Here is a 14176-nt window from a genome sequence, read left to right as displayed (position 1 = left end):
TGATTAATTTTTGATAGATTAGGTGTAATTTATAAATTATTTCTTATGAAATTATGAACTTATTTTTTCAAATAAATAAAAAAAGGGTTAATTCAAAATTAACCCTTTTTGTTTGTCTTGAATTTGATCTATTGGCGAATTTGACCATCACCAAAAACAATCCATTTTTGCGATGTTAAACCTTCTAAACCCACTGGGCCACGTGCATGAATTTTGTCTGTAGAAATACCAATTTCAGCACCTAAGCCATATTCAAAGCCATCTGCAAAGCGAGTTGATGCATTGATCATGACAGAGCTTGAATCTACGCAAGCAAGGAATTGGCGTGCAAGACTAAAGTTTTCAGTAATAATTGAATCTGTGTGATGTGAACCATATTTATTAATATGATCAATTGCTTCATCCATACCTGAAACAACTTTAACAGCTAGAATTGGTCCTAAATACTCTGTGTACCAATCTTCTTCAGTTGCTGCAATAACAGTACTTCCAAGGATTTTTTGAGTTTCTGGGCAACCACGAAGCTCAACTTGTTTTTCTGCATAAAGTTTTGCTACTTGAGGTAAAAACTCAGCTGCAACTTTTTCATCTACAAGCAAAGTTTCCATTGCATTACATACGCCATAACGATGTGTTTTGGCATTTAAGGCAATGGGAAGTGCTTTGTTAAAGTCTGCTTGTGCTTCAACAAATACGTGGCAATTACCATCTAAATGTTTAATAACAGGAATGCGAGCATCGTTAGTAATACGTTCAATTAAGCCTTTGCCGCCACGTGGAATAATCACATCCACAAATTCGGTTAGGGTAATGAGTTGACCTACAGCCGCACGATCTGAAGTATTAATCACTTGTACAGAATTTTCAGGTAAACCTGCAGTTTTTAAACCGTGCTGAACCGCTTCAGCAATGGCTTTATTCGATTCAAGTGCTTCTGAGCCACCACGTAAAATAATGGCATTACCAGATTTAAGCGCAAGCGAAGCAGCTTCTAAAGTTACGTTTGGACGAGATTCGTAAATCATACCGACAACGCCTAAAGGTACGCGCATTTTACCTAGGTGAATACCTGATGGACGGTATGCCATATCTGTAATTTGACCAATAGGGTCAGCAAGTCCAATGACATCTTTTAAGCCATCTAACATGCCTTGAAAGCGTGTGGGTGTAAGTTCTAAGCGATCAAGTAAGGCACTGTCCAAATTGTTGGCATGTGCTTTGGTCATATCAATTTGATTAGCAGCTAAAATTGCAGATTCACTGTTTTGTAAAGCAGTATAAATTGCAGATAAAGCGTTATTCTTTGCTTGGGTAGAGGCACTTGCGAGCACGCGTGATGCTTTGCGAGCTTGTTGTCCTACCGTTTGCATATATTGTTCAATAGACTCTTGCATAGCGGTTTGATCACTTAGAAATTTCTACTCGATATTAACAGTCCTAAGCAGGACAATGAAGCATCAATCAAGAAAAATACAATGAATCATACTGTTGAGATAATGTTTTTGATTTATATATTTGGAAAATACATGAAATTTAAAGTTTTATAATATTTTTAGCATCTATTATTTATAAAAAGAGCATCCGAAGATGCTCTTTAAAATGGTTAATCTAATGAATTCTTGAATGCGACAATATTGTCTCTAACTTTTAACCATTCATCGCCTAGCGCAAGCTCATCGTCAATTTTAATATCTGGAATACGACCACGCATGCGTTCTAAACGTGCTTGGTTGGGTAATGGTAAATCTACAATTCCTTCTAAAGCGATACATTGTGCTTCACGGTCATTGCAGACTAAGCCCATATCGCAACCCGCTTTTAAAGCAGCTTGAATACGTGAATCTGCGCCACCCGCAACACATGCTGCTTGCATACTTAAATCATCAGAGAAAAGCACACCATCAAAATCTAAATCTTTGCGTAAAACTTGCTGAATCCAAAACTCAGAAAAACCAGCAGGATTTGGGTCTACTTTGTCGTAAATCACATGTGCAGGCATTAATGCATCTAACTGTGGTTTAAGTTGAATAAATGTTTGCATGTCTTTTTGTTGAATTTCTTCAAATGAGCGCGAATCGATTGCTGCGGCAACATGTGAATCTGCTTTTACCGAACCGTGTCCAGGGAAATGCTTACCTGTAGATGCCATTCCTGCACGTTTCATGCCTTTTAAGAAGGCTTCAGCAAGTGGAATGATGTCATCAATATTTGTGGCAAAACTACGGTCACCAATAACATCACTAATGTCATTTAAGTCCAAAACAGGTGCAAAACTAAAGTCGATGCCAACAGCAAGTACTTCCGTTGCCATTAACCATCCACATTGTTCAGTTAAATCTAAAGCTTTATTCGGATTAGTTTTATACAGCTCACCAAAACGACCCATTGCAGGAAGTAAGGTAAAGCCTTTTCTAAGGCGTTGTACACGCCCACCTTCTTGATCGACTGCAATTAAAATTTCAGGTCGAATTTGTCGCATATGGTCTGTTAGCGCACGAACTTGCTTTGGCGATTCAATATTTCGCCCAAATAAAATGACACCACCGACTTGCGGAGTTTGTAATAGTTGAATATCTTCTTGAGTAAGTTCTGTGCCAGCGATGTCGAGCATCAATGCGCCAATCATATCGGTATCCGTTTTTGGAGTTTTTCATGAAAAACAATAACCGAATTTTGCAATGATTTGCTACATTTTGTCAGCACAGTTTATGATAAAACTACATTATAAAATTAAGTTAAGCTGTTTAAGTCATTGAATATATCCAATTTCAAGACAAAATAGGCACAGAAATTTGGTCAAAATACCAAGGAAGTACAAATTATTTATGAAACTTCAAACAATCGCATGTGCAGTTGCAATAGCAACGGGTGGCTTTTTCTTTAGCCATGTCATTAATGAGGCTGTTGCTGCAACTGAAACGGCGGCTACAACTAAAAAAATCGTTCCGACTCAAGAACAGGCTTTAGTTTCTCGTCAATTGGCAACTTTGGTAGATCGACAACATTATTTAAATCAACGTTTAGATGCGGAGACTTCTAAGCGTATTCTCGATTTTTATCTTGATAGTTTAGATCCTGAACACACATTATTTTTAGCACCAGAAATTGAAAAATATCAAAAAAGCTACGGTGCGACTTTGGGTGCTGCATTAAAAGCAGGTGACTTGTCTGGGCCATATATTATTCATGAACAATATCGTAATCGTTTAAAGCAGTTCTATGAATATATGTTGGCAGAGTTGAAAAAGCCGCAGAACTTGAATCAACCGAATGTGGTTATTGAAACTGATCGAGAAAAAGCGCCATTCTTTAAAACAGAAGCGGAACAAAAAGCACATTGGAATAAAATGCTAGTTTCGCAGCTTATTAATTTAACGATTAGTAAAGAAGAAGAGCAGGCGAAACAAAAAGCTTTAAAAGAAAATCCTGAGCTTGCAAATGGTCAAGATTTAACAGGCCCAGAAGATTTAACACCAGTTCAAACATTGACGAAACGATACACGCGTCAGCTTGAACGCATGAGCCGTGTGAAGAGCGATGATGTTTTAGATAAAACATTAAATGCGATGACTTTAACTTACGATCCGCATAGTAACTATTTCCCACCTGTAGATGCGATGGAGTTGAATCGTCAAACGACATTGCAATTAGAAGGGATTGGGGTTTCTATTCGACCTGAGCGTGGCAATGAAGATTACACCAAAATTGAAACCATTGTAGAAGGTGGTCCTGCAAGTAAATCGGGACAAATCAAATCTGGAGATCGCATTATTGGGGTTGCCCAAGATGGCGAGAAAATGGTGGATGTAATTGGTTGGCCAAGCAATGAAATTGTAGGTTTAATTCGTGGTAAACGTGGCACAAAAGTAACAATTCAGTTGCTTGGTGCAGGCGCATCGATGAATCAAGCGCGTACAGTTCCGTTGGTGCGTGATGTGATTCAAGAGGAAGATTCAGGTGTGCGTTCACGTACAGTCGAAATTACGCGAGATGGTAAAAAACATGCTTATGGTGTAATTGAAATTCCATCGTTCTATTTAAATTATCGTGCTCGTAGAGCAGGTACAGAATATCGTTCTGTTTCTGAAGATACTAATAATGCATTGAAATCTTTAGCAGCTCAAAATGTCGATGGTATTTTAATTGACTTGCGTAATAACCCAGGTGGTTCATTAGAAGAAGTTGCACGTATGCTTGGTCAGGTGATTAAGTCTGGTCCTGTTGTTCAAATTCGTGATGGCAACGGCAATGTAAATGTCTTTGAAGATACCGATGGCGGTGCGCAAACTTATGCAGGTCCATTGGCTGTCATGATTAACCTGGCTTCTGCTTCTGCAAGTGAAATTTACTCTGCTGCAATTCAAGATTATGAGCGTGGTATTGTGATTGGCAGTACTACAACAGGTAAGGGGACTGCGCAAGTTCAGTTAGATAATTTAGCACATGGTCAAGCAACATTAACTCAGCGTAAATTCTATAGAATTACAGGTGGAAGTACGCAAAATAAAGGTGTTGTACCAGATATTAAATTGGTCGATATTTACAATGAGGCATTTGGTGAACGTAAATCTAAAAATGCTTTAGAGTGGGATACTATTCCAACGGCACCTTTTAAACGTGAAGGTTCTGTTCAGCCATATATTTCTGAGTTAACAAAGTTGTCTCAGCAACGCGTTAGGCTTGATCCTCAATTTAAATATTTAGAAAAACGTACCGTAATTTCTAAGAAAGCGGATGATAAGAAAACCACTGTGCTAGATATTGATCAGCGTAAAGCTGAATTAAAAGCACTTGAGAAGCAAACCTTAGAAGCTGAAAACTTACGTCGTCAGGAAACAGGGTTAAAACCACATGCGAATTGGGAAAGTTATCAAGCTTCTTTAGATGCTTTAGCTGAATCTAGAGCGAAAATGAAGGCCAATAAGCGCCCGCCATTAGCTGAGGAGGAAGCTTTTGTAACAGAAGCTGCAAATGTTTTATTTGATTATCATCAGTTAAATAAAAACGCAGTTGTGAAATAAGTACAAAGAAGACCAGCAATATGCTGGTCTTCTTTTGAACGTTATATTTACTCTGTAGCTATTTTTGAGTTATAAGTATTAATATGTAGCAATATATATGATAAATTCTTGACCTTCAGTAAGTTATATAACATTCTAAGTTTAGATTTTGTATTTATAATCCTTTACGAAAGTTTTTTACATTTATTAGATGAGTACGTATATTGGACAGAGTGCAAAATAAAAATAAGATAAATATAGAGGCGGGCTATGCTTCCACTTCACTATGATGTCGATTTGGTTATAGGCTCAATAGTTATTTCTATTTTAGCTTGCTATATTGCTTTATCTGTAGAAAGTGCAATTCCACGAAATATTAAAAATAATATAAGTTATCAAAAAGTTTCAATTCTGTTAAGTGGGTTTTTCTTTGGTATTGCAATTTGGCTCATGCATTTTATTGGCATGCTTGCGTGTCATTTACCAAGCGGTTATTACTTCGATTACACGCTAACCATTGTTTCATTACTCATCGCATTTATTGCATCTTCTTTTGCTGTTTGGCTTACCTCACAAGCAACTCTTACGACCCCAAAACTCATGCTAGGTTCCGTACTCATGGGGCTTGGAATTTCTGGTATGCATTACTTAGGAATGATGGGGTTGATTATTGATGGTTATTCAAGTTTTTATAATTTATTGATTGTTACATGTTCTGTTCTGATTGCTATTTTTGGTTCAGGTATTACTTTTTGGCTGTTATTTAAATATAAAAATGCGGTTCTGAATAAATCTTGGTATAAGCTTTTACTGGCTGTAATGATGGCATTCACGATTGTCGGAATGCATTACACAGGGATGGCTGCTGTATCATTTCATTTGAATTCTGCAACCAGTGCTGAAGTTGTTGTACAGCAAAATCAAGGTATCATTTTTTTCTTAATTGTATTTGTGACCAGTCTTGTATTGGCGGTTTCATTTATTATTACCTTATTAGAACAACGGCTAGAAGAGCGTAATAAGGAATTATTAAATTTAAATAAAGACTTAGCAAGCCAAGCTTTACAAGATAATTTAACAAAATTACCGAACCGATTATTCCTTACGGAATATGCAAATCTTCTTTTCTCCCAACAGCGTTTGAGTAGAGGAAAGAGTGCATTTTTATATATTGATATAGATCGCTTTAAAGCTGTAAATGATGTTTTTGGGCATCATATTGGCGATCAATTACTTATACAAGTTGCAAATAGAATTCATAAACAACTCGCAAGCAATGAAAAACTCATGCGGATTGGTGGAGATGAATTTTTACTTGTGATTGAAGACTCAACTATTGAGTATGCAACTTATACAGCAGAACGCACACACCAAATTGTTCAAGAGGGTTTCTTGATTGCAGGAAAGGAAATTAATATGTCGATTAGTATTGGCATAGCAATATTTCCTGAACATGGTAATAACTTGCAAGACCTCATGATGAATGCAGATTCAGCGATGTTGCATTCTAAAAAGCAAGGACGAAATACCTATAGCATCTTTAGTTATAGTGATGTTCAGTCTGAATCTAAAAGTCAAACAAAATTAATTAATGATTTATATAAAGCAGTAGAAGAGCAACAATTTACTTTGTTTTATCAACCAAAATTTATTACAAATACTGAAGAGATTTGTGGAGTTGAAGCGCTGATTCGCTGGAACCATCCTATACATGGCCTATTAGGACCTAACATGTTTATTCATGGTGCAGAGAAAACTGGTCTCATCATTCAAATGGGATATTGGGCTTTAGAGCAGGCTTGTAAGCAAATTCAAATTTGGGAAAATGCCAATCAAAAGCAATTTTTCCCATTGGCTGTAAATTTGTCAGCGATTCAATTTGAGCATAAACATTTATTTTCAATTCTAGAGAATCTATTTAGTCGCTATGAAATTAAAAGCGATCGTTTAATGATAGAAATTACCGAATCTACAGCAATGCACAATGTAGATACGAGTTTACGTAGTTTTCTTAGATTACGACAAATGGGTATTAAATTAGCAATTGATGATTTTGGTACAGGGCATTCAAGTTTCTTGTATTTAAAACAATTGCCTGTAGATGAGTTGAAAATTGATCGTGCCTTTATTAAAGACTTAGAACAAAACAGTAAAGATGAAATTATTTTAGAAAGTATTGTTAAGTTGGCAACAAATTTAGGCTTAATAGTTACAGCTGAGGGTGTTGAAACGGAATTCCAAAAAGATGTACTAAAGCGTCTTGGGTGTCACCAACTCCAAGGTTTTTTACTGGGTAAACCTATGCCTGTTGAAGAGTTAGAAAAATGACACTGCTAACTTTATTGCAATAAAAAATCCAAAATTTAGCCTACATAACATCATGGATGAAAAACCGATAATCAGATACAATATCGCCAATTTTTCATATTGATCGTATTGATCTTTACACTGCGATTATCTGCAGTAGGTGTATTTCATGAGCTTTAAACAAGAACTAGCGGAACAAGTCGCTCAACGACGTACCTTCGCTATTATTTCCCACCCCGATGCTGGTAAAACAACAATGACAGAAAAGCTGTTATTGTGGGGTCAAGCCATTCAAGTTGCGGGTATGGTAAAAAGCCGTAAATCTGATCGTGCTGCAACATCGGATTGGATGGAAATGGAAAAAGAACGTGGTATTTCTATTACCACATCTGTTATGCAGTTCCCATTTAAAGACAAAATGATCAACCTGCTTGATACACCAGGGCATGAAGATTTCTCTGAAGATACCTACCGTACATTAACAGCAGTAGACTCTGCATTAATGGTGATTGATGGTGCAAAAGGTGTCGAAGACCGTACCATTAAATTAATGGAAGTGTGTCGCATGCGTGACACACCAATTATTTCATTTGTGAACAAAATGGACCGTGAAATTCGTGAGCCATTAGAACTTCTAGATGAAATTGAAAATGTCCTAAAAATTAAATGCGTTCCATTAACATGGCCTTTAGGTACAGGTCGTGATTTTGCAGGCGTGTATAACTTAATTGAAGAAAAGTTTTATGTATATAAAGCTGGCTTTGGTTCGGTTATTACAGACATTGAAGTACGCGATGGCTATGACCATGCAGATTTACGTGAAAAAGTAGGTGAACTTGCTTGGGCTGCATTTGAAGAGTCTTTAGAACTTGTGCAAATGGCAAATGATCCGTTAGATCGTGAAGAATTCCTTGCGGGTCGTCAAACACCTGTATTATTTGGTACAGCTTTAGGTAACTTTGGTGTAGATCATGTGCTAGATGCATTTAGTCTATATGCGCCTGAACCAAAAGCTCATCCAACAGCTGACCGTATTGTGGAAGCAACAGAAGAAGGCTTTACTGGTTTTGTATTTAAAATTCAAGCGAATATGGATCCGAAGCATCGTGACCGTATTGCATTCATGCGTATTTGTTCAGGTCGTTATGAAAAAGGCTTGAAAATGAAGCATGTTCGCTTAGATAAAGATGTGCGTATTAGTGATGCACTGACGTTTTTAGCGGGCGATCGTCAGCATTTAGAGGAAGCTTGGCCGGGTGATATTATTGGTTTGCATAACCACGGTACCATTCAAATTGGTGATACATTCACTTCAGGTGAAAAATTACAATTTACAGGTATTCCTCACTTTGCACCTGAAATGTTCCGCCGTGTTCGTTTGAAAGATCCTTTGAAATCTAAACAATTGCAAAAAGGTTTGAAAGAACTTTCAGAAGAAGGCGCAACGCAAGTATTTATGCCACAAAACAGTAATGACTTAATTGTTGGTGCTGTGGGTGTACTTCAATTTGAAGTGGTTGCATATCGCTTGAAAGAAGAATACAAAGTAGATTGCGTGTACGAGCCTGTAAATATTAATACAGTGCGTTGGGTTTCATGTGATGATGAAAAGAAATTCAACGAATTTAAGAAAAAAGCACATGACCAATTGTCTGTAGATGGTGGTGGTCACTTAACGTATCTTGCACCAAGTCGTGTAAATTTACAGTTAATGCAAGAAAGATATCCAGATATTCAGTTCCGTAATACACGTGAACATTAATATTTTGATATGAAAAATGAACAGCTTCCAATGGAAGCTGTTTTATTATGTAACGTGATTTTTAAAATAAAGAAGAGAAGTTTAGATGTATAAAAAGCTTTTATTGGTAACGATTATTGCAACTAGTTTAGCTTTAAGTGCATGTGACTCATCGTCTGAAAAAACAGACCAAGAACAAAATGAATCTGCGCATTCATCGAATCCAGATATATTGCCATATTTAAATATTAAACAACAAAGTGCCAATTTTGCCTTACCATTTTGTGAAAATAAAAACTGTATAGATGTCGATATTCAAACCATTCAAACCCAAGACACTTGGTTGAATTCATGGATTGAAAAGAATCAAGCCACGGTCATTCAAGATCAAATTGGTTTAAATCAAAACATGAATTTACAGCAAGCTATTAATGCTTATGTAAAAAAATCGGATGCATGGCAAGCCGAAGAAAAAACTAATAAAGCGTATGAGTTGACTGTGTATACACGCATGGCGTATCAACGAAATCAGTATCTTCTGTTGCAAATAGGTTTAGACTCAAAGCAAGACGGTGTAAATACTACTGAACGTTATTACTTTTTTGCAGCAGATCGAAAACAACAAAAAGCACTTAAAATATTAGATGTTATTGATGCAAAACAGCAAGTCAATATGAATGATTTTGTGCAAAAAGCGTATCAAGAATGGCTAGAAAAACAAATTCCATCTGTTAAAGAAATAGCGCCTAAAAAGCTGTTATGGGGGCAAGCGGATTGGTTCTTTGATCATGAAGGTCTTGGTTTACACTTTAGAACAAATGAAATTGTTAAAGATGCACAACAACTTGATATTTACTTAACTAAAGCACAAACTCAACAAGTTGTAAAACCTGTAATCTATGAAAATATGTTTTAGTTTCAGGTATGAATAATTATTTGATATTGCATTAAATAATTGAAAGATAAAAAGTAGGTTTACTCAATGTTAAAAAACAAAACTATATTCGTTATGAGTACGTTGGCAATCGCAATTTCATTAGGTGCGTGTCAACCAAAGCAAACGGAAAAACAAGAAGATTCTCAACAAACTCAAGTAGATCAACAAAAAATTGAACTTGTGGGCGATAGAGAAAAGCTGTCTTTAAACTTACCTGAATGCAAAGACAAAAACTGTCCTGAGCTTGACATTGAGCGTTTGAGTAGTAATCAAAAGTTTATTGATCAAGTGATTGATCAAAAGATTTTAGAGATTTTAAAAGAAGTTGTAACGCTTGCACCAAATGAAGATCATCAAGAAAATAGTGCATCTGCTGTTGAAGCAAGTTCGGCATTAAGCGTGAAAGATGTTAAAACTCCTAAAATGGCGCTTGAGGAAAAAGTTGCACCTTATACAAAAGCCTTTTTAGATTTAGATGCTGAAATTAAAGCTTTAAGTGCAAATCATAGTATTAGCTTAATGATTAAGCCTAAAATTTTGAATTCTGATGGTTCTTTAGTAACAGTTGTACTGAATAGCAGTAATTACTTGGGCGGAGCGCACGGATCTTCATCTCAAACGTATTTTAATTTTGATTTGGACACCCAAAAACAAGTAACTTTAAGTGATATTGTTGAGAAAGATAAACTGGAACAGCTTGATGCAAAAGCGTATGAAGCATTCAAAGCGTGGATTGTAGAGTCTGAAATTGCAACCAATATTGATGAATATGAGCAAGCTTGGAAGTTTAAATTATCTGATAATTTCAACTTAGGTAAAAAAGGCTTAATTTTACAATATAGTGAATATGAAATTGGTCCTTATGTTGTGGGATTGCCACGCTTAGTCATTCCATACGATCAACTCAATGGCATTATTCAAGCCAAATATTTACCTGAATCGGCTAAAGTTTCAAATGCAGCGAGTGACGTTGCGGCTAAAGCAATGAAATAAAATATGAGCATTCGGCTTTTTGATACGCATACGCATTTTGATGTGCCTGACTTTGATGAAGATCGGGAGCAACTTGCATATGCAGCAAAAAGCCGTGATGTAGAACATTTAATTTTGATTGGTTTTTTAGAATCTAGATTTCATGATTTACTCAAAACACATCACTTTTTAAATGGCTTGGAATTATCTCCTCAAAGCCATTTTGCGCCAGGCTTACATCCTTTTTATATTGAAGATCATCAAGTTCAGCATTTAGATTCCTTAGCGCAATTATTGAAAATGGAAAATTGTGTAGCGATAGGGGAAATTGGTTTAGATACTTTTTTAAAGCAACATAAAGTGCCTGAAATTTATCAAAAACAAAAAGATTTTTTTACAGCTCAAATCGATTTAGCACAGCAATTTGATAAACCTATTTTGTTGCATATTCGAAAATCTCATGCTGATGTTTTGGCTATTTTGAAGCATCAACACTTTAAAAATGGTGGTATTGCTCATGCATTTAGTGGTGGTGTAGAAGAAGCAAAAGCCTTCGTTAAATTAGGTTTTAAAATAGGTGTTACAGGCCAAATTACCAATCCTAACGCAAAAAAAATACACCAAGTTGTGCATGCAATTGGCATGGAAAATCTTGTACTAGAAACAGATTGTCCTGACATGACACCGCTATGTTGCCAAGCATCTAATGGTACTAAAACAAGAAATACGCCTGTGAATTTACCTTATGTTTTAGATGGTTTGGCACAAACTTTAAATGTAGATAAAGAAAAGTTAGCAGAACAGCTTTGGCAGAATTCATTTCAAGCCTTGAACCTTACAGCATAATTTAGTCAATGTTCTGTAAAGAAATTGAAGTCGATAAGCAAGACGAAAGATACGAAACACAGTAAAATAAGCACAGTTTAAATTTAGATTTTATAGCGCAATGACTGAACTTCTCCAAGATGATGAATACGATCGCCGTTTTGCTGGTGTAGCCAAAATTTATGGCGATGATTCCTTTAATCATTATGAAAAAAGTCATGTGATGGTCATTGGAATTGGTGGGGTAGGGTCGTGGGCTGTTGAGGCTTTGGCAAGAACAGGAATTGGCGAACTTACTTTGGTTGATATGGATGTGGTTGCTGCATCAAATATTAATCGTCAATTACCTGCGATGACATCTACTTTAGGACATGAAAAAATTGAAGTGATGGCAGAGCGTTGTCGTTTGATTAATCCTAGAATTAAAATTAATTTAATTGATGATTACTTAACACCTGAAAATATAAAAGAAATTTTAAAAAATACACCAGATTTAATTTTAGATTGCATTGATGATGTAAAAGCAAAATTGGCTTTAATGCTTCATTGTCGTTTTAATAAAATTCCACTAATAGTGTCTGGTGGGGCAGGTGGAAAACTTGATCCTTTAAAAATTAGAGTTGCAGATTTATCTAAAACTGAACAAGACCCAATGCTTGCAAAATTGCGTACTCAATTACGTAGTAAAGGTATTTGTAAAAAGCCAAAAGAGAAATTTGGTATAACTTGCGTTTACTCTATTGATAATCCATTTTCGAGTGCTGATGTATGCCCAAGTGCAGGATTACGCTGTGGTGGTTATGGTTCTGCTGTTGTTGTAACTTCAAGTTTTGCAATGATTGCTGTTGCGGAAGTTCTGAAAAAACTAGATCAAAAAAAATCGAAGTAATAAGCTTCGATTTTTTAATTAAATAATTTTAAAATTTTTTGTAAAAAACATTGTGTAAGTATTAGGGTCTGTTGACATTTCAAGTATAGAATTTACCCGATAAAGGTAGCCAAATAAATATACAAGCTAATGCAACTGCCCCCTCATAGCTACACTTTAGCTTATCATATCGTGTTGCTATTCCTCTGAACTGCTTTAACCTACAAAATGCATTCTCAACTAAGTGTCTGATTTTATAGAAATGCCAATCCATATGATCATTATTTGACTGAGTATTTGCTTTTCTTGGAATATTCGCTTTAGTTTTTTTCGCAGATATTTGTTCTCTTAATGATTCAGAGTCATATCCTTTGTCTGCACAACATACTTCCGTTTCGCTCAAATCAAGTTTTTCAATCATTTTGGGAGCAATCTTGACATCATGTATCGTTCCATCGGAGATAATAATTTCGATTGGATTGCCATCCGCATCAACAGCTAAGTGTATTTTAGAACTATTTCCACCAATGCTTTTAGAAATATCCTGATCTTTTATTCCAGCAGAATGTTGGTGTGCCCGAACATGACTACCATCAATAAAAACCCATTCCATATCAGCATTTGAAGAAATTAATTTAAATATTTTCATTAACTTATCATTTTTACACCAACGATTATATTTTTTAAAGATTGAGTTATACGAACCAAATTCTTTAGGCAAATCACGCCATGGGCAGCCTGTTCTTATTCTATAAAGTATTGCTTCGACAAAATTTCTCAAATTAGATTTGAAATAGATATCAAAATTTCGGAAAATAGAAAGTAACTTAGACCAGTGTTGATCATTCAGCATTGTACGAGGCATAGCGAGAAGTAAATTTGGTTTGGCGATTAAATTTTACTTTCTCGCTATTTTTTTGAACAGAAAATGTCAACAGACCCTAATTAAATACATGAAAAATAATGCTAAATGGCACATAAAACCATTGAGGATTATTATGTTACATGCCTAAATAATAGTTGAATTATCAAGTAAAAGTTATTGATTAATTCTTATTAAAAAATATTATTTAGGGGTAATTGAAATGTATAAAGCGATTTTAGCTTTGGGTGTAGGAATAGTGTTAACAGCATGTTCATCTATGCCAACAACACAGCAAAATTCAACGTCTAAAGCACAACCTGCTACGCAAAAATCATCTTCTAGTACGCAAAAAGTAGTATCAACAGATGGTAGTTATACTGGTGAGATTGTAGGGAGTGCTGCTGGTACTAAATTTTCAAAACTAAAAATTGGTATGTCAAAACGCCAAGTTGAAGATTTAGTGGGTATGCCATCAGATTCACGTTCTTATCAAACAGGTAAAGCTTGGATTCCTGTTGCTGGCGCATTTTCACAAGACACATATCGTACCCAAACTTATTATAAAAATACGGGTCGTTTAATTTATGCAAAACAAGGTACACGTTTATATCGTATTGAAGTAGACCGTTCAGAAGATGGTTATCAATAAGTTTAGTTTTAA

11 protein-coding genes are annotated in these 14176 nt (G+C 35.6%); 8 read left to right on the top strand and 3 right to left on the bottom strand.

Translation table 11 applies throughout. The annotated features are described in order from the left end of the window. Window positions 1-128: 128 nt before the first annotated feature. Complete coding sequence (locus tag MZO21_RS10625; RefSeq protein WP_248103805.1) at window positions 129-1394, bottom strand: glutamate-5-semialdehyde dehydrogenase; 1266 nt, start codon at window positions 1392-1394, stop codon at window positions 129-131. 209 nt (window positions 1395-1603) lie between these two features. Beyond that, window positions 1604-2626 carry a beta-N-acetylhexosaminidase gene (gene nagZ, locus MZO21_RS10620; protein WP_248103807.1) on the bottom strand — a complete coding sequence of 341 codons (1023 nt, stop codon included), beginning with the start codon at window positions 2624-2626 and terminating at the stop codon, window positions 1604-1606. Between the two features lie 199 nt (window positions 2627-2825). Here nagZ and MZO21_RS10615 point away from each other — a divergent pair, with 199 nt between their 5' ends. From MZO21_RS10615 to MZO21_RS10585, 7 genes are all read left to right on the top strand, one after another. Then, on the top strand, window positions 2826-5021 hold the full coding sequence (locus tag MZO21_RS10615; protein ID WP_248103810.1) for a carboxy terminal-processing peptidase: 2196 nt from the start codon (window positions 2826-2828) through the stop codon (window positions 5019-5021). A gap of 249 nt (window positions 5022-5270) precedes the next feature. Beyond that, complete coding sequence (locus MZO21_RS10610; protein ID WP_248103813.1) at window positions 5271-7328, top strand: bifunctional diguanylate cyclase/phosphodiesterase; 2058 nt, start codon at window positions 5271-5273, stop codon at window positions 7326-7328. Between the two features lie 148 nt (window positions 7329-7476). Continuing rightward, window positions 7477-9069 carry a peptide chain release factor 3 gene (locus tag MZO21_RS10605; RefSeq protein ID WP_154771746.1) on the top strand — a complete coding sequence of 531 codons (1593 nt, stop codon included), beginning with the start codon at window positions 7477-7479 and terminating at the stop codon, window positions 9067-9069. Between the two features lie 85 nt (window positions 9070-9154). Then, window positions 9155-9964: a hypothetical protein gene (locus tag MZO21_RS10600; RefSeq protein WP_248103816.1), complete on the top strand. Its 810-nt coding sequence runs from the start codon at window positions 9155-9157 to the stop codon at window positions 9962-9964. 66 nt (window positions 9965-10030) lie between these two features. After that, complete coding sequence (locus tag MZO21_RS10595) at window positions 10031-10978, top strand: RsiV family protein (protein WP_248103819.1); 948 nt, start codon at window positions 10031-10033, stop codon at window positions 10976-10978. 3 nt (window positions 10979-10981) lie between these two features. Beyond that, window positions 10982-11803, top strand: a complete 822-nt coding sequence (locus MZO21_RS10590; protein WP_248103822.1) for a TatD family hydrolase — start codon at window positions 10982-10984, stop codon at window positions 11801-11803. A gap of 100 nt (window positions 11804-11903) precedes the next feature. Beyond that, entirely contained in the window at window positions 11904-12671 is a 768-nt protein-coding gene (locus MZO21_RS10585; protein WP_248103825.1) for a tRNA threonylcarbamoyladenosine dehydratase, read from the top strand. A gap of 79 nt (window positions 12672-12750) precedes the next feature. Here the strand turns inward: MZO21_RS10585 and MZO21_RS10580 are convergent, their stop codons facing one another. Next, on the bottom strand, window positions 12751-13515 hold the full coding sequence (locus MZO21_RS10580; RefSeq protein WP_152874452.1) for an IS5 family transposase: 765 nt from the start codon (window positions 13513-13515) through the stop codon (window positions 12751-12753). 220 nt (window positions 13516-13735) lie between these two features. Between MZO21_RS10580 and MZO21_RS10575 the strand changes: the two genes are divergently transcribed. Next, complete coding sequence (locus tag MZO21_RS10575; protein ID WP_248103580.1) at window positions 13736-14164, top strand: hypothetical protein; 429 nt, start codon at window positions 13736-13738, stop codon at window positions 14162-14164. Window positions 14165-14176: the final 12 nt, after the last annotated feature.

Source organism: Acinetobacter portensis (assembly GCF_023158935.1).
GTDB lineage: Bacteria > Pseudomonadota > Gammaproteobacteria > Pseudomonadales > Moraxellaceae > Acinetobacter > Acinetobacter faecalis.
The sequence above is the reverse complement of the archived record's forward strand: the minus strand, read 5'-3'. Positions and strand labels throughout refer to the sequence as shown.

Coding starts and splice junctions, on each gene's coding strand:
- MZO21_RS10625 (WP_248103805.1), bottom strand. CDS start 1,394: ATGCAAGAGTCTATTGAACAATATATGCAAACGGTAGGACAACAAGCT.
- nagZ (WP_248103807.1), bottom strand. CDS start 2,626: ATGATTGGCGCATTGATGCTCGACATCGCTGGCACAGAACTTACTCAA.
- MZO21_RS10615 (WP_248103810.1), top strand. CDS start 2,826: ATGAAACTTCAAACAATCGCATGTGCAGTTGCAATAGCAACGGGTGGC.
- MZO21_RS10610 (WP_248103813.1), top strand. CDS start 5,271: ATGCTTCCACTTCACTATGATGTCGATTTGGTTATAGGCTCAATAGTT.
- MZO21_RS10605 (WP_154771746.1), top strand. CDS start 7,477: ATGAGCTTTAAACAAGAACTAGCGGAACAAGTCGCTCAACGACGTACC.
- MZO21_RS10600 (WP_248103816.1), top strand. CDS start 9,155: ATGTATAAAAAGCTTTTATTGGTAACGATTATTGCAACTAGTTTAGCT.
- MZO21_RS10595 (WP_248103819.1), top strand. CDS start 10,031: ATGTTAAAAAACAAAACTATATTCGTTATGAGTACGTTGGCAATCGCA.
- MZO21_RS10590 (WP_248103822.1), top strand. CDS start 10,982: ATGAGCATTCGGCTTTTTGATACGCATACGCATTTTGATGTGCCTGAC.
- MZO21_RS10585 (WP_248103825.1), top strand. CDS start 11,904: ATGACTGAACTTCTCCAAGATGATGAATACGATCGCCGTTTTGCTGGT.
- MZO21_RS10580 (WP_152874452.1), bottom strand. CDS start 13,515: ATGCCTCGTACAATGCTGAATGATCAACACTGGTCTAAGTTACTTTCT.
- MZO21_RS10575 (WP_248103580.1), top strand. CDS start 13,736: ATGTATAAAGCGATTTTAGCTTTGGGTGTAGGAATAGTGTTAACAGCA.